Here is a 15,915-nt window from a genome sequence, read left to right on the forward strand (position 1 = left end):
AAACTCTTCCGGTGACTGTTGCTGCGCCGAACCTGTCGAAACTGCTGCCCGCCGCCCCGCCCGGAAACCTGCTGCTGCTCCCGCAGGTGGCGCGCGCGGCGCTGTTCGCGGCGTTCCCCGGCCCGGCCGTGCTGCTGACCACCCCCGACCGGCTGGGCAGTTACGCCACGGCCGGGGTGCTGGGCGCGCCGGTCAGCGTGAACCCCGGCCTGCGCGACTGGGACGCCCGGCACGAGCACGTGGTGCTGGACGTGAACACCGCGCTGGACCTGTTCCCGTCCCGCCCGGAGGACCACGCCCTGACCCTAAAGGTGGGGGCCAGCTACCCGCGTGAGGTGCTGCTCTCGCGCCTGGAACGCCTCGGCTATGAAAGGGGAGAAGAGCCGGGTTTCGAGATTCAGGGCGACACGCTGGAACTGCGCCTGTCGGCCGGGTCGGGTCTGCCTGCCGAGGCCGAGGAGGGACTGTGGGTCCGCGCGGAGTTCTTCGGGGACGAACTGGACACCCTGCGCTTCCTGAAGCCCGGCGCGCTGACGGGCGAGAAGGCGCAGAGCTTCACGCTGGAACCCACCGCCGACTACCTGACGGAGGTGAAGTGGGACGCCACCCGCCTGGATCTGCTGCCGGGCCGGGTGTTCCTGGACTCGCCGGAGTTCTACGCCTCGGCGCTGGGCGTCCTGATCGACACCTTCTGGCCGAAACTGGCCGGGCGTGAGGTGACGAGCTTCGGCCGCACCCCGCTGGACCTGCCGGACCTGGATACCGGCCTGACCACCCTCCCGTTCTACCGGGCGCGCCTGAGCGACCTGGAACGAGACGTGAACGAGTGGCGCGAGGCGAACTACCGCGTGATGATCCTCGTGCGGCACGACCGCACTGCCGCGTACCTCGCTGACAAGCTGCTGAACACCCACGAGATCCCCTGGCTGAAGATCCCCCGCGTGCCCGAGGGTGGCCTGGGCTTCCTGCGCGCGGCAGGGGAGGGCGGCTTCGTCATCCCCGAACATAAGACCGTCGTCCTGACCGAGGACCTCATCTACGGCTTCCAGGGCGGCAGCGCCCTGCGGGGTAAACGCCTCAGCGGCAAGCCCGTCACGGACGCGCTGGGCCTGCACGTCGGGGACTACTTGATCCACCCCGAGCACGGCATCGGGCAGTTCGAGGGCCTGGAGACCCGCAAGGTGCTGGGCGTCACGCGCGACTACCTGAACCTCACGTACCGCGGCGGCGCGCGCCTGAGCGTGCCCATCGAGCAACTCCCGGTCCTGCGCCGCCACCCCGGCACCACCGACGACCCACCCAGCTTAAGTTCCTTCGACAAGAAGGACTGGGCGAAAGCCAAGGAGAAGGCCCGCAAGAACGCCGAGGCCGTCGCCGCGAAACTTCTGGTGCAGTACGCCGCGCGGCAGGTCACGCCCGGCAACGCCTTCCCCGCGCAACCCGACTGGGACGACCAGATCGAGAAGAACTTCAGTTTCGAACTGACCGCCGACCAGAAAACCGCCCTGAAAGAAACCATGCGCGACCTGGAGAAAGCCAACCCCGCCGACCGCCTGATCTCGGGCGACGTGGGCTTCGGGAAGACCGAGGTGGCCCTGCGCGCCGCGCACCGCGTCGTCGGGCACGGCAAGCAGGTCGCGGTCCTCGTGCCCACCACGCTGCTGGCCGAGCAGCACACCAGCACATTTGTGGAACGCTTCAAGGGCATGCCGGTGCGGGTGGAGGGCCTGTCGCGCTTCACGACGCCGCAGCAGGCGCGCAGCATCCTCGCGGACGCCGCCGCCGGCAAGGTGGACATCCTGATCGGCACGCACCGCCTCCTGAGCGGCGACGTGCAATTCCGCGACCTGGGCCTGATCATCGTCGACGAGGAACACCGCTTCGGCGTCGGCCAGAAGGAAAAACTCCGCGCCCTCCGCGGCCTCCCGGAAGTCCCCAAGGACGGCAAACTCGACATCCCCGAGGACGCCCGCGCCGTCGACACCCTCGCCCTGTCCGCCACACCCATCCCCCGCACCCTCTACATGAGCATGGTCGGCCTGCGCGACATGAGCTCCATCCAGACCCCACCCAAGGGCCGCAAACCCATCCAGACGGTCCTCGCCCCGTTCGATCCCATCACCGTCCGCGACGCGATCCTCAGCGAGATCGAACGCGGCGGCAAGGTCTTCTACATCCACGACCGCATCGCCAGCATCGGCGCGCGCAGCCTGTACCTGCGTAACCTCGTCCCCGAAGCCCGCATCGGCGTCGCCCACGGCCGCATGAACGAGGAAGAACTCGAAGAAATCATGCTCGGCTTCGAGCAGGGCGCCTTCGACGTGCTGCTCGCCACCACCATCGTCGAAACCGGCCTGGACATCCCCGAAGCGAACACCATCCTGATCGAACGCAGCGACCGCCTGGGCCTCGCCCAGCTCTACCAGCTGCGCGGACGCGTCGGCCGCCGCGCCCAGACCGCCTACGCGTACCTGTTCTACCCCCCACGCATGACCGAGAACGCCCAGAGGCGCCTCTGGGCCATCGCCGACCTCCAGGACCTCGGCTCAGGCCACCTCCTCGCCGAGAAAGACATGGAAATCCGCGGCGTCGGCAACATCCTCGGCGAAGAACAACACGGCCACGTCCAGGCCGTCAGCATCGACGTGTACACCGAACTCCTCGCCGAAGCCGTCGCCAAACTCAAAGGCGAAAAGATCGAAGCGCCCGCCACCATCAGCATCGACCTCCCCATCGACGCCCGCCTGTCCCCTGAATATTTCGAGAACGACGAGGAAGCCCGCATCGCCACCTACGGACGCCTCAGCGACAGCCGCACCCTCCAGGCCATCAGCCGCGTCGAACGCGACCTCCGCAAAAAATACGGCCCCCCCACCCCCGAAGTGCAGAACTTCATCGACCTCGCCAAACTCCGCCTCACTGCCGCCGCCCGCCGCGTCCTCAGCATCGGCGAAACCATGACCCAGATCCAGATCACCTTCGCCTACAAAAGCCTCGACTACGACGCCCACGGCCTACGCGCCTTCCCCTACAAGACCGAAGTCGTCACGTTCCCGCCCAGCGTGAAACTCGACAAACGCGGGCTGAAACCCAACGATTACGCGCGCACGCTGATTGATCTGCTCGGGTACTTCGGGTAAATGAAGTTGGGAGTGGGGCGCCTGGCGGCGGGCCTCCCCACCCCCCAGCCCCCTACCCCAGAGGGGCAGGGGGGGCTTACGTTGCACTGGGCAAGAGTTTTTACTCGTGCGGCGTGATTGTGATGGGCGGTGACGGGTCCGGCTTCGACGCCATCCTGCCGCCCCCCTCGCAGGCCCGCGCGCTTCGCGCACGACGGCCGGTGGTGGTCTGCGGTCAGGGGCAGGGCAACCTGAAGCGACCCGCTGATCGACTTTCAAAAGACCGCTTTGGCAGAAGCTGAAAAAAGTAGAACCTTCCGGCACGCACCAAGTTGGCTGGCCCCATAACTGTCGTGGCAGACGAGCCCGTCGTGCGCGCAGCGTGCGGGGCGCACGCGGCGAGTTCGGAGGCATGCAGCCCCATACGTGGCCGAACCCGCCAGTTGCCCATCAGAAACGCCAGAGAAATACCTGCCGAGCGCAGCGACCGCTCCCCCTGCCCCCCTGGGGTAGGGGGCTGGGGGGTGGGGAGGCCCGCCGCAGGCGCAGCCCAACGACGTCACTGCCGAACAGGCTTGTTACGACCTCACCCCGCGAGGCTGGGCGGCGTGCTGGGCGCTGCGGGTGGCAGCGGTTCGAGCGTTTCGCCGTTGAGGAGCGCGGCGAATTCCTCTCCGGTGAGGGTTTCGCGGGTGAGGAGGACGCTGACGATCTCGTGGACGCGGCCCAGGTGTTCGCCGATGAGTGTGGTGGCGCGGGTGTAGGCGGCGTCGATGAGGGTTTTGATTTCGTGGTCGATCTGGGCGGCGGTGTGTTCGCTCATGGGGAGGAGTTGGGGGCCGCCGCCGAGGTAGGTGCCCTGGTCGGTGGCGTGGGCGATTTTGCCGATGTGGTCGCTCATGCCCCATTCGGTGACCATGCGGCGGGCGATGGTGGTGGCCTGCTGGAAGTCGTTTTGTGCGCCGGTGGTGATTTCGTGGAAGATGATGTCTTCGGCGGCGCGTCCGGCGAGGGCGACGGCGATCATGTCTTCGAGGGCGGGGCGGGTGATGTGGAGGCGGTCGTCGGCGTCGGGCATCATGTAGCCGGCGGCGCGGCCGCGTGGGACGACGGTGAGTTTCGCGACGCGGTTGGCGTGCGGGAGGAGCTGGGCGGCGAGGGCGTGGCCGACTTCGTGGTAGGCGGTGACCTTGCGGTCGGCTTCGCGGACGACCATGCTGCGCCGCTCCGGGCCCATCAGCACCCGGTCCCGCGCTTCATCGACATCCCGCATCGTGATGCGTGTCCGCCCGGACCGTGCGGCGAGCAGGGCGGCCTCGTTCAGCAGGTTTTCGAGGTCCGCGCCGACCATCCCGGCGGTGCGCCGGGCGATCACGCTCAGGTCCACGCTGGTGTCCAGGGGTTTCTTGCGCGCGTGGATGCGCAGGATCATCTCGCGGCCCCGCACGTCGGGGGCGTCCACGACGACCTGCCGGTCGAAGCGTCCCGGGCGTAGCAGCGCGGCGTCGAGGACGTCGGGGCGGTTGGTGGCGGCCAGGATGATGACCTCCTGCCCGCTGCCGAAGCCGTCCATCTCGACGAGGAGCTGATTTAAAGTCTGTTCGCGTTCGTCGTTGCCGCCCTGCATGTTGACGCCGCGTTTTCTACCGACGGCGTCGATCTCGTCGATGAAGACGATGCAGGGGGCGTTCTTGCGGGCCTGTTCGAAGAGGTCGCGGACGCGGGCGGCGCCGACGCCGACGAACATCTCGACGAAGTCTGAGCCGCTGATGCTGAAGTAAGGTACGCGGGCCTCGCCAGCGACGGCTTTGGCGAGGAGGGTCTTGCCGCTGCCTGGGGGGCCGACGAGGAGCACACCGTGGGGGATGCGGGCGCCGAGCTGGTGGTAGCGGTCGGGGTGGCGGAGGAAGTCGACGACTTCCTGAAGGTCGGCTTTGGCCTCGTCGCAGCCGGCGACGTCGCCGAAGGTGAGTTTGATCTGCCCTTCGCTGATCACCGCCGCCCGTGACCGCCCGAAGTTCGTGGGGTTGGCGCCGCCCTGCGCGCCGCGCATGGACCGCCACAGCACCACGAGGATCAGGCCGGTCAGCACCAGGGGCAGCAGTTGCCCCAGCCAGCCCAGGGTGCTGCCGCCGCCGGTGACGGTCAGGGGGACGCTGGCGGCGCGGATGCGTTTCAGGGTGGCGCCGTCCGGCGGGACGACCAGCGAGCGGACGCGCAGGCCGCCCGCGTCGCTCAGGGTGACGTTCGCCAGTCCGGCGCTGTTCAGCGTGACGCGCGTCACCTGTCCGCCGCTCAGGTCCGCGAAGAAGCGGTTGGTGGTGTACGGTCCGTCCTGGGCGGGCCGGGCGGGCAGCGCGAGCGACGCGCCGAGCAGGGCCAGCAGGAGCAGCGGCAGCGGGCGTGTGGGACGCATGCTGCATCCTACGCCCGGCGGGGGGCGCCACTTCGTGAGGACGGCACTCAGCTGCCGGTCAGTTTCGCGTCATAGGGTGAGGGCATGCGCAATGCGATTCTGCTCGGCACCCTGGCCCTGGGCCTCAGCGCCTGCTCCGTCACCGTCCGCCCCAACTTGGGCCTGCAGGGGTCGGGCAGCAATTTGATCACGTCGTTCCGTCCGGACCGGGGCGAGGGCAGCACGTACGCGGTGGGCGAATCGGTGCGCTTCGTGGTCAGCACCCGCTCGGCCGGGTACGTCACGCTGATCGCCCTGCAGGGCGGCGAGGCGAGCACCATCGTGCGCAACGCGTACGTGCCCGCCGGGACGACCGTGTTCCCCCGCGCGCAGGACAATCAGGTGTACACCGTGGGGGCGCCGCGCGGCCTGCAGCGCGTCCGTGCGATCTTCACCCGCGTGCGGCCCACCAGTGACCTGGTGCTGCGCGGCACGTTCGACGACGGCCGCTGGAACGCCACGAGCACCGCGTACCTGCAGCCGTACGCCGTCGAGGATCGCGACGTGCAGGAAACGTACCTGTACATCCGCTGACCGGACGTGTCGAGGGTCGGGGGGAGCCTGCGGGGCTTCTCCCGCCTTTCAGTTGGGTCGGGGGCGGTGGGCGGCGCGGTCGCGGCGTGCCGTCCGGGGGCCGGTGCGCCAGTGCCGGATGAGGGTGCGGACAGCGGCGCTGTTCAGGCCGCCCGCTTCGATCAGGGCGGCGGTCAGGTGGTCGCGTTCGGTCCGTTCCTCGCCGAGCAGCAGCAGCGCGCGGTTCTGCGCCAGTGCGGCGCGCGTGTCGTTGGTCCGCTCGGGCAGGTGCTCGCGCGGGTGCGGCCAGTCCTGGGTGGGCCAGCGGGGGGCGACCTTCACGCCTTCCTCGGCCAGCCACTGCCACAGGGCCGGGTCGGTCAGCACACTCCGGGTGTGCACGGCGTGCAGGTCCGGCTGGGCGGTCCAGCGCCACGCGCCGGGGCGGGCGTACGCGGCGCGCAGCAGGCCCACGGCGCTCACGCGGCGGGTCATGCACGCGCGGCCCAGTCCGTCCTCGGCGGCCCAGTCGCGCAGGGTGCGGTGCAGTTCCGCGAACGTCCCGCCGGAGGCGACCACGTCCACCAGGGCCGCGCGGCGGTCCTCGCGGACCAGGGTGCGCGGGTGCAGGCCCGCCCCGGCCAGCAGGGGCCGCAGCGTGCGCGCCTGCGCCGGGGTCAGCGTGGCGCGCAGCAGGGACACGTTCAGCGTCGCCACGCGCTGAAGGGCGGGCACGCCCGAGAGCAGCCCCAGCAGGTACGCCCGCAGCGGTTCGGGCGAGCGCCCGACGAACACCAGGTCGGCGCCGTCCGCGGCGACCAGCGTGCCCGCCAGGGCCGCCCGCAGTGCCGGGAGGTGCGCTCTGGCGTCCCCCAGGTCGGGCGTGACGCCCAGACCCTCGGGGCGGGTCAGGTCCCACACGGGGGGCCCGGCGTGCAGGTGGCGCGTGGTGCGGGTCATGCCGTCATGGTGCGTCGCCGGGGCTCGGGGCTGCATCCGCCACCCGGCGCAGGGGCGGGTAGGCCGGTTATCCTGCGCGCATGAGCCTCACCTTTCAGGAAGCGAGTGCGCGGGTGGACACCTTCATCGGTCAGTTCGAGGAGGGGTACTTCCCGCCGCTGTTGATGCTGGCCCGCCTGACCGAGGAGACCGGCGAGATCGCCCGCGTGATCGCGCATCAGAACGGGAAGACGCCCAAGGCGGGTGAGGACGCCGGGGATCTGGAGATGGAACTCGCGGACCTGCTGTTCGTGACGATCTGCATGGCGAACGAGCGCGGCCTGAGCCTGGAGCGGGGCTTCGAGCGGATGATGGCGAAGATCGAGCGGCGCGACGCGACCCGCTGGACTCGCAAGGAGGACCCGCAGGAAGCGGCGGACCGCGCGGCCGGGGAGGGCGCGCTGTGACGGCGGACCTGCGCTACCCGCTCGGGCCGATGCCCACGCCCCTGACCCTCACGCCGACCGAGCGGGTGGAGGCGCTGGGGCACGTCTTCGCGCTGCCCGCGGACCTGTTCGACGCGGTGCAGGGCCTGTCGGAGGCGCAACTGGGCACCCCGTACCGCGAGGGGGGCTGGACGGTGCGGCAGGTCGTGCATCACGTGGCGGAAAGTCACATGAACGCGTTCGTCCGCCTGAAGCTGGCCCTGACCGAGGACAACCCGGTCATCAAGCCGTACGAGGAGGACCGCTGGGCGACCCTGGCGGACCACGAGCTGGTGCCCGAGGTGAGCCTGAACCTGCTGGACGCGCTGCACTCGCGGCTGGGGATGCTGCTGGCGTCCCTGGACCCGCAGGGGGACGACTGGGCGCGCCCGTGGACGCACCCGGCGCAGGGCCGCACGTACAGCGTGGACACTCTGCTCGCCATGTACGCGTGGCACGGGCGGCACCACGTGGCTCAGATCACGGCCCTGCGCGAGCGGCTGGGCTGGGCGTGATACGGATTCCGTTTGTTTCGTCAACAACCCGGAAGGACGCCGGGTTATTGACTCCACGCCCGGAACCCGTTTTTCTCCCACTCGCTCTGCTCGGATTGAAAGTTTTTGCAAACCTTTCAATCGGAGTCTGTGTGAGGCGGGAGGGCTGATGCAGTTCGGCCCGGAGTTGCACACCCCCGTGGAGCACCGCGCGGCGGGCGTGGTCGTCCTGAACGCGGCGGGCGACATCCTGCTCGTGCGGGAACAGGGCGTGCCGGAGCAGCGCCAGAAGGCCGGGCTGTGGCACATCCCCAGCGGGACCGTCGAACCCGGCGAGAACCCCCAGGACACGGCGGTCCGCGAAGCCTGGGAGGAGGCGGGCGTCCGCGCGGGCCTCCTGAAGTTCCTCGCGGCGTACCTGGGGCACTTCCCGGACGGCGAGCCGGTCCTGCGACATGCGTGGCTGGCCGAGGCCCTGCCAGAGTCCACTTTCACGCCCACCCTGCCCGACGAGGTGCTGGAGGTCCGCTTCGTGCCGAAACCCGAGTTCGACGCGCTGTACGATGCCGGGCTGATCCGCATGCACCACACGAAACTCTTCTACGAGGACGCCCTGCGGGAACGTGACCGGGCGTCTTCATGTGCCGCCGGGTGAGAGTCGAGTCGGACTGATGGGCCTACCGTGAGGGCACTTCAACCTCGGAGGGGCTCACACCATGCGTACACCGATCCTGATCCTGACCGCCGCGATCCTGACTGCCTGTGGGGGCTCGACCCCGTCCGGTCCGACCCTGCCGCCCGCCGCGACGTCCGGCACCGTGAACGGGTCGCGGATGGTCGCGCAGGGCACGTACCAGTTCAGTTTCACGCCGGTCAGTGGCGAGACCGTCACGGGGACCGCGCAGATCGATTCGGCGTCCGTCCGGAACCTCAGCGCCGGGCAGGCGAACGTGAAGGTGTGCGGGAACGTCAAGACGAACGGGGACCTGACGGCCGCGCTGGCCCTGGATTCCACCGGCAGCATGTCCTGGAACGACCCGGACGAGCGGCGCCGTCAGGCCGGGCACGCCTTCGCCAAGCGCATGCGCAAGGAGGACATGGGCGCGGTGCTGTCCTTCGACGCGACCACCCTGCCCAGCGAGGGCCTGCGCGCCGCGTACCTGTGGCAGGACTTCACCGGGAACCAGGGCCTGATGACGGCCGCCGTGAACCACGCGACCTTCGTGGGGGGCAACACCCCGCTGTACGACGCGATCCTGGACGTCAGCGACCTGCTGGAGGCGACCGGCAAGACGAACACCCGCATCCTGATCCTGACCGACGGGGAGGACAACGCCAGCAAAGCGACCGTCGACGAGGTCGTGGCGACCGCGAACGCGAACGGCACCCCGGTGTACATCGTGGGTCTGGACGTGACCGGCGAGGTGGACTTCGCCGTGTCGCAGGACATCACGTCCCGCACCGGGGGGTTCTTCCAGCAGACGAACGACCCTGACGAACTGACGGAGATGTTCGGCAAGCTCTTCAACAGCGCCGAGGCCGAGGGCTGCCTGGAACTCCAGTTCACGCAGAAGCCCGAAGCCGGCACGGTCGTGACCGGGGAGCTGGTCGTGAACCTCAAGGAGAACGGCAAGAAGGACAGTACGGTCGTGTCCCCCTTCAGCGTCACCGTGCAGTGATACGGGATTCCAGTGATTCCAAAACATTCGGAGTCGCCCGGTGGCCCCCTCACCCTTCCGTCGCTTCGCTCCTCGGCTGCGCAGCTCTGCGAGTCCCTCCCTCTCTGCTGCGCAGCTCTCCGAGTCCCACAGGGGGAGAGGGGACAACGGAAGGCAATCACGTTGGAAGCAAGTCAATTTAATCCCGTATGAGAGGGACTCCGGTTGAATTTGCAAAAACTTTCAACCCGAGCGGATGCGAGTAGGAGCAGGGCGGGTTCCGGACGTGAAGCTGACAACCCGGTGACGTTCCGGGTTGTCAGCGAAACAAACGGAACCCGTATCAGCGGCGCGCGGCGGGGGTCAGGTCGGCGCGGGGGACGAGCACGATGGCGTTCGGGACGGGGCGACTCCAGACGGTGTTCAGGTACCCGCCGAGGTTCGCGTACCCGCCCGTGACGTACGTGGTGGCGCTGCTGCCACTGTCCAGGCGCACGGCGTCACGCACGCCGGCCTTCACGAGCGCGGCGGCGAAGGCCTCGGGGCTGCCGTGTTCCAGGAACGCGATGGTGGGCTGCCCGGCGAGCGTGCCGAACGCGACCTGCCGGGTGGGGCGCCAGATGCTCGCGGCGGTGTTGAAGCCCTCACGGGCGGGGTTCAGCGCGACGCGGCCCGATTGCACGAGCAGCGGCCCGGCGCTCAGGGCGTCGGTCGCGGCGTCCCAGCCGTCCTCACGCCAGTTCAGCGTGACGGTCAGCGGGATGTTCGCCGCGCGGGGCAGCTGCGGGAAGCGGGCCGGGTCGAACGTGAAGGCGAGGGTGCCCTCGGGCGGCGTGATCACGCCGGTCAGTGCGGAACGTACCTGTGAGGTGCCGGGGGTCACGAGCAGGGTGGTCAGGGTGTCCGCCCCGACGCGGGTGCGGCCGTCCCCGACGAACGCCGTGAGCAGGTCCGGCGCGGCCTTGGCGCGGACGCTGTTCACGGTCACGCTGAAGCCCGCGCCGCTCAGGACGTAGCGGGGGCGGGGGTACCCGAAGATCGTGTCGCCCTGCGCGGTGAAGCCCAGCGTGGCGCGTTTTTCCAGGCTGGGGGCGGTCATCAGGCCGCCCACGGCCACCAGATCGACCGGCAGGTGCGTTCCGGGGTCGAAGTACCCGCCGTTCACGCCCGCCACGCCCCCGGCGCGCCTGACGAGGTCCGCGACGCCGCTGGCCTGCCCGGTCGGGGCGCTCACCACGCGCGGCTGGAAGCGCGCCGGGTCGAAGCTCAGCAGGTGCAGGCCGCCCAGCTGCCGGTACGTCACGCCGTCGGGCAGGGCGTCGGGGTCCACGGGTGGCGGCACGCTGCTGTCCAGGTACGTGGTCGTGTCGATCACGACCCGGTCGGGGTTGTTCAGCGTGAAGATCTCGCTGCGCCCGCCGCCGGTCGTGAGACTCACGCTGGCGCCCTGCGCGGTCTGCGCGAGGGTCAGGGTGTCGCCGGATTCCAGGGTCTGCGTGCCGGGCGTGACGGACACGCCACTCAGGGTGACGTTCAGGCCGTTCTGGAGTCGGGTGACGCTGCTCTGGGCGGCGCCGCTGAGTTCCAGCACGACCCGCTGCACCTCCACGGTGCGGTGCAGGGTGCGGCTCACGCGGACGGTGTCGAGGTTCACCGCGAACGTCGGGCTGGGCGGCGGGCCGGGCAGGGGAGAGGGTCCCGGCGTGGGCTGCGGGGCAGGCTGCAGCGTGGGTTGCGGCGCGGACGTCAGGTCCGGCGAGGGCGGCAGGGTCGCGGTGGGCACGCTGGTCGGCGCCGCGAAGTCCAGCAGGGCCGGCGTGTCGGCCAGCACCGGGACGCCCAGCGCCCCCAGCGCCGACAGTGGCACGAGCAGACTTCCGCCGCTCAACTGCGGGACGGGCAGTGGGCCGCTCAGCGTGAAGCCCACCGCGCGCCAGCCGGTCACGGGCGCGAAGCGCAGTTCCCGCGTGCCCAGTTGCAGCCGCAGGTCCGCCGGGTCGTTGCGGACGGTGACGCCCAGGCGCGGCAGGGTCCACACCGGGAGCATCTCGGCGCCGGGCAGGGTCACGGTACTCACGGCGGCCGCCTGGACCACCCCGCCGATCGCGACGGGTCGCGCGGCGGCTGCCCCCAGCAGGGCCGCGCCCAGCAGACTGGTCAGGAGGCGGGCGGCGCGGCGGGGACGACGGGGACTCACGCCGGGGAGTGTAGCGTCACGCTGCGGGCAGACTGGTGAGCGTCCCGTCAGCTCCGGCCCCGGCACTTCATGATCGGTGGATGATCGGTGGTCAGTCTCAGTGACGAGCTTGTATGAAATGTGTTTTTATACTTCCGTCATATGATCGAACCTTCACTGGCGCTGTACGGGGACGCCTTCGAACGCGTCGACGCCCTCATTCAGGAACTGCTCGACACCACCGGCGTGCGCTACGGTCTGCTCGTGGACCGCAAGGGCTTCGTCCTGTCGCACAAGGAAGCCCTGTGGGCGCCGCGCCCCCCGGCGCTGGACAGCGTCGCGACGCTGGTCGCCAGCAACGCCGCCGCGACCGCCGCGCTGGCGAACATGCTCGGCGAACGGACCTTCAGCGAGCAGATCCACCAGGGTGAGAACGGCACGCTGTACGTGGAATCGGTCGGCACGGACTCGCTGCTGACGCTGATCTTCGACGCGAGCGTCCCGCTGGGCAAGGTGAAGGTGTACGCCAAGAAGAGCATCACGCAGATCGCCGCGATCCTCGACGAACTCAAGGACATCCCCCCGGTGCAGCTGGGCGAGGACTTCAGCGCGGGCGCGACGTCGCTCCTCGACGACCTGCTGGGCTGACGCGGCCCCCGACCTTCCCTCACCGTCCGTTTTCACCACCAGAGGAGTTCCATGAGCACCATCAACTTCGCGGCGCGCGAAATCAACTGCAAGATCGTCTACTACGGCCCCGGCATGAGCGGCAAGACCACCAACCTCAAGCACGTGTTTTCCAAGGTGCCCGGCCACCTGCGCGGCGAGATGGTCTCCCTGGCGACCGAGGACGAACGCACCCTGTTCTTTGACTTCCTGCCGCTGGACCTGGGCACCGTGCAGGGCTTCAAGACCCGCTTCCACCTGTACACCGTGCCGGGGCAGGTGTTCTACAACGCCAGCCGCAAACTGATCCTGCGCGGCGTGGACGGCATCGTGTTCGTCGCCGACAGCGCCCCGAACCGCCTGCGTGCCAACGCCGAGAGCATGCGCAACCTCCGCGAGAACCTGCAGGAGCACGGCATCGACGTCCGCGACGTGCCGATCGTGCTGCAGGTGAACAAGCGCGACCTGCCCGACGCGCTGCCCCTGGAGATGATCCGCGCGGTCGTGGACCCCAAGCAGGAACTCATGATCTTCGAGGCGGTGTCCGACAAGGGCGTCGGCGTGTTCGAAACCCTGAAGACCGTCAGCCGACTGGTCCTCGAACGCCTCTCGCAGAACAAGTAATACGGATTCCGTTTGTTTCGTTGATAGATCGGAACACCGCCGATCCGTCAACTCCACGTCCGGAACCCGTTTTACTCCTGCTCGCATCCGCTCGGGTTGAACGGCTTTGTCAGCCATTCAACCGGAGTCCATATAATCCGGACTCCCGCGTCCCGCCTGGATTCCCTCCGGGTGGGACCGTTCGTGTGGGCGCGGGCAGGTCCCTGCCGGGCGGGGGTGGGGTGGCCGGGCGGCGCATCCCGTATGCTGAGGCGTAATGAGCGCCGTGATCCACCTGCAAGCGCTCGGGCTGACCGAGTACGAGGCCCGTGCCTACACCGCCCTGCTGGCCCTGGGCCGCGCCGTCCCGGCCCGCGTGGCCCGGCAGGCCGGTATTCCCCGTCCGAAGATCTACGAGACGCTCGAACGCCTCGAGGGCCGCGGTCTGGCCGCCAAGGTCGGACAGAACCCCCTGGAGTACGCGCCGCTGAGCGCCCGCGAGTACCTCGCCCGCGCCCGCCGCGCCTTCGACGACCGTCTGGGCGCGCTGGACCGCGACCTGTCCCGCCTCGCCCCCGACCCGGCCCCGGAAGCCGTGTACCACCTGTACGGCGAGGCCGCCATCCGCAGCCTGTGCGAGGACCTCACCCTGAACGCCCGCCGCAGCCTGTTCATGGCCGGTGAGGCCAGCTTCGCCGACCGCCTGGAACGCCTCAGCCCGCGCGGCGTGGACCTGTACCGCACGCCGCTGACGAACCTGCCGGCCATCGCCGCGCCCGGCCAGCGTGCGTTCCTGCTCGCCCGCGACGGCGAGGCGGCCCTGGTGGCCCACTTCATCGACGAGGGCGGCGTCGGCGAGGCGCACGGCGTCCACACCCACAACCCCGTGATCATCCACCTGATCGAGGGGTACGTGCAGCTGGCCGCGCAGCAGCTTCAGCCCCGCTGACCACCGCGCTGACCACGCCGCGCAGCGCGTCTTGACAGTCCGGAAGGTCGCTGCTAGCATAGCTGAGCCTCAAAAGAGGCAGCAAGGCAAGCAAGGGGCTGTGGCGCAGTTGGGAGCGCGTCTGAATGGCATTCAGAAGGTCAGGGGTTCGAATCCCCTCAGCTCCACCAGAAGGTGCCCCGCACGCACGCGGGGCTTTTTCAAGGCGATGTAGCTCAGCTGGTTAGAGCGAACGACTCATAATCGTTAGGTCCCCGGTTCAAGTCCGGGCATCGCCACCAAGAGAACTCCGACCCTCACCGGGTCGGGGTTTTTGCGTTGTGCGGCGCGTCTCTGCGTGTGTGACGGCACCCTGCGCGGGTCGGGGCGCGGGCCTAGAATGCCTGTCATGTCGTATGTGTCCCTGACTCCCACGCGCGGCGAGGTGCCGCGTGACACCCTGGTCCGCTGGTTGAACGAGTACCTGAACGTGGGGGCCTTCAAGGACCCCAGCCTGAACGGCCTGCAGATCGAGGGCACCGGCACGGTGCGGCGCGTGGCGGTCGCGGTGGACAGCAGCCTGAAAACCATCCAGCACGCGGCGGACAGCGGCGCGGACCTGCTGATCACGCACCACGGGCTGTTCTGGGGTGATCCGCTGGCCCTGAGTGGCCCGCACCGTGAACGGGTCCGCACGGCGCTGATGGCGGACCTGAACCTGTACGTGTCGCACATCCCGCTGGACGCGCATCCGGTCGTGGGGAACAACGCGATGATCGCGCAGGCGTTGACGCTGCAGAACACCGAGCCGTTCGGCGAGTGGGCGGGCGGGAAGATCGGCATTGCCGGCGAGTTGCCGTTCGAGCAGTCCCTGCAGGACTTCGCTGACCGCGTGCAGAAACTGACCGGGGAGATCTGCCTCGTGCACGGGGGCGGGCGCTCGCCGACGGTGCGGCGCCTGGGGGTCCTGAGCGGGAGTGGCGCGGGCAGCATCGCCGAGGCGGCCGCGATGGGCCTGGACACCCTGCTGACCGGCGAGCCCGAGCACAAGCACTTCCATGACGCCTTCGAGTACGGCGTGAACGTGATCTACGCCGGGCACTACGAGACCGAGGTGTTCGGCGTGCGCGCCCTGGCCGCCCGCCTGGAGGACGAGTTCGGGCTGGCGTGGCAGTTCCTGCATCACCCCACCGGCCTGTGACGCCGCCGCCGGGATTGTTCGTCAGCTTCGAGGGACCCGAGGGGGCCGGGAAGAGCACGCAGCTCGCCCGGCTGGACGCGCGTCTGGACACCCACGGCGTGCCGCACTGCCTGACCCGCGAGCCCGGCGGGACGCCCCTGGGCACGCGGGTGCGCGAGGTGCTGCTCGACCCCGCGCTGACCATCGATCCGCTGCCGGAGTTCCTGCTGTACTCCGCGAGCCGCGCGCAGCTGGTCGCCAACGAGATCCGCCCGGCGCTGAACCGGGGCGAGGTGGTCGTGTGCGACCGTTACGCCGATTCCAGCCTCGCGTACCAGGGGGCGGGGCGCGGGCTGCCCGTGAACCTCCTGCGGGAGATCACGCTGGCCGCCACGGACGGCCTCACGCCGGACCTGACGGTGCTGCTCGACCTCGACCCGGTCGTGGGTCTGGAACGCGCCGCGCGGCGCGGGCAGCCCGACCGGCTGGAACAGGCGGACCTCGACTTCCACCGCCGCGTGCGGGCCGGGTTCCTGCACCTCGCGGAGCAGACCCCCGCGCGCTTCCTGGTGCTGGACGCCACCCGCCCGGCCGACGACCTGTCGGACGCGATCTGGCAGGCGGTGCAGGCGCGGCTGCCCTGAACACGGGGCAGGGTAAGGGGGGCGGCCGATCAGTGGCCGCCCCCTCCTGCGTTCA

The 15,915-nt window shown here is 69.6% G+C and carries 14 protein-coding genes and 2 tRNA genes; 13 read left to right on the forward strand and 3 right to left on the reverse strand.

What is annotated here, in order from left to right:
* The first annotated feature begins 11 nt into the window (after window positions 1-11).
* The gene (locus EXW95_RS16560) at window positions 12-3,140 is read left to right on the forward strand and encodes a transcription-repair coupling factor (RefSeq protein WP_174368377.1); all 3,129 of its coding nucleotides are present in this window, start codon (window positions 12-14) and stop codon (window positions 3,138-3,140) included.
* A gap of 565 nt (window positions 3,141-3,705) precedes the next feature.
* Here EXW95_RS16560 and ftsH read toward each other — a convergent pair.
* Window positions 3,706-5,535: an ATP-dependent zinc metalloprotease FtsH gene (gene ftsH, locus EXW95_RS16565; protein ID WP_174368378.1), complete on the reverse strand. Its 1,830-nt coding sequence runs from the start codon at window positions 5,533-5,535 to the stop codon at window positions 3,706-3,708.
* 84 nt (window positions 5,536-5,619) lie between these two features.
* Between ftsH and EXW95_RS16570 the strand changes: the two genes are divergently transcribed.
* A complete protein-coding gene (locus EXW95_RS16570; protein ID WP_174368379.1) occupies window positions 5,620-6,108 on the forward strand; it encodes a DUF4384 domain-containing protein in 489 nt (162 codons plus the stop codon).
* A 48-nt stretch (window positions 6,109-6,156) separates the two neighbouring features.
* Here the strand turns inward: EXW95_RS16570 and EXW95_RS16575 are convergent, their stop codons facing one another.
* Entirely contained in the window at window positions 6,157-7,047 is an 891-nt protein-coding gene (locus EXW95_RS16575) for a hypothetical protein (RefSeq protein ID WP_174368380.1), read from the reverse strand.
* Window positions 7,048-7,127: 80 nt separating this feature from the next.
* On the opposite strand from EXW95_RS16575, the gene EXW95_RS16580 reads away from it, so the two are divergent.
* The 4 genes from EXW95_RS16580 (at window position 7,128) to EXW95_RS16595 (ending at window position 9,684) form a co-directional block, all read left to right on the forward strand.
* On the forward strand, window positions 7,128-7,493 hold the full coding sequence (locus EXW95_RS16580; protein WP_174368381.1) for a nucleotide pyrophosphohydrolase: 366 nt from the start codon (window positions 7,128-7,130) through the stop codon (window positions 7,491-7,493).
* Window positions 7,490-8,026: a YfiT family bacillithiol transferase gene (locus EXW95_RS16585; RefSeq protein WP_174368382.1), complete on the forward strand. Its 537-nt coding sequence runs from the start codon at window positions 7,490-7,492 to the stop codon at window positions 8,024-8,026. Before EXW95_RS16580 ends, EXW95_RS16585 begins: the two co-directional genes overlap by 4 nt.
* 148 nt (window positions 8,027-8,174) lie before the next feature.
* The gene (locus tag EXW95_RS16590; protein ID WP_174368383.1) at window positions 8,175-8,660 is read left to right on the forward strand and encodes a Nudix hydrolase; all 486 of its coding nucleotides are present in this window, start codon (window positions 8,175-8,177) and stop codon (window positions 8,658-8,660) included.
* Between the two features lie 61 nt (window positions 8,661-8,721).
* Entirely contained in the window at window positions 8,722-9,684 is a 963-nt protein-coding gene (locus tag EXW95_RS16595) for a VWA domain-containing protein (protein WP_174368384.1), read from the forward strand.
* Between the two features lie 322 nt (window positions 9,685-10,006).
* On the opposite strand, the gene EXW95_RS16600 is transcribed toward EXW95_RS16595, so the two are convergent.
* Complete coding sequence (locus EXW95_RS16600) at window positions 10,007-11,710, reverse strand: phosphodiester glycosidase family protein (RefSeq protein WP_174369034.1); 1,704 nt, start codon at window positions 11,708-11,710, stop codon at window positions 10,007-10,009.
* A 291-nt stretch (window positions 11,711-12,001) separates the two neighbouring features.
* Between EXW95_RS16600 and EXW95_RS16605 the strand changes: the two genes are divergently transcribed.
* The 7 genes from EXW95_RS16605 (at window position 12,002) to tmk (ending at window position 15,860) form a co-directional block, all read left to right on the forward strand.
* Window positions 12,002-12,487, forward strand: a complete 486-nt coding sequence (locus EXW95_RS16605; protein ID WP_174368385.1) for a roadblock/LC7 domain-containing protein — start codon at window positions 12,002-12,004, stop codon at window positions 12,485-12,487.
* Window positions 12,488-12,538: 51 nt separating this feature from the next.
* Window positions 12,539-13,129, forward strand: a complete 591-nt coding sequence (locus tag EXW95_RS16610; RefSeq protein WP_174368386.1) for an ATP/GTP-binding protein — start codon at window positions 12,539-12,541, stop codon at window positions 13,127-13,129.
* Window positions 13,130-13,385: 256 nt separating this feature from the next.
* A complete protein-coding gene (locus tag EXW95_RS16615; RefSeq protein ID WP_046842813.1) occupies window positions 13,386-14,057 on the forward strand; it encodes a TrmB family transcriptional regulator in 672 nt (223 codons plus the stop codon).
* Window positions 14,058-14,151: 94 nt separating this feature from the next.
* A tRNA-Ala gene (locus EXW95_RS16620) sits at window positions 14,152-14,227 on the forward strand.
* 34 nt (window positions 14,228-14,261) lie between these two features.
* A tRNA-Met gene (locus tag EXW95_RS16625) sits at window positions 14,262-14,338 on the forward strand.
* 107 nt (window positions 14,339-14,445) lie between these two features.
* Complete coding sequence (locus EXW95_RS16630; RefSeq protein WP_058976201.1) at window positions 14,446-15,237, forward strand: Nif3-like dinuclear metal center hexameric protein; 792 nt, start codon at window positions 14,446-14,448, stop codon at window positions 15,235-15,237.
* Window positions 15,234-15,860, forward strand: a complete 627-nt coding sequence (gene tmk / locus EXW95_RS16635; RefSeq protein WP_174368387.1) for a dTMP kinase — start codon at window positions 15,234-15,236, stop codon at window positions 15,858-15,860. The genes EXW95_RS16630 and tmk overlap by 4 nt, the downstream gene beginning before the upstream one ends.
* The last annotated feature ends 55 nt before the right edge of the window (window positions 15,861-15,915 follow it).

Source organism: Deinococcus sp. JMULE3 (assembly GCF_013337115.1).
In the GTDB taxonomy this organism is placed as follows: domain Bacteria; phylum Deinococcota; class Deinococci; order Deinococcales; family Deinococcaceae; genus Deinococcus.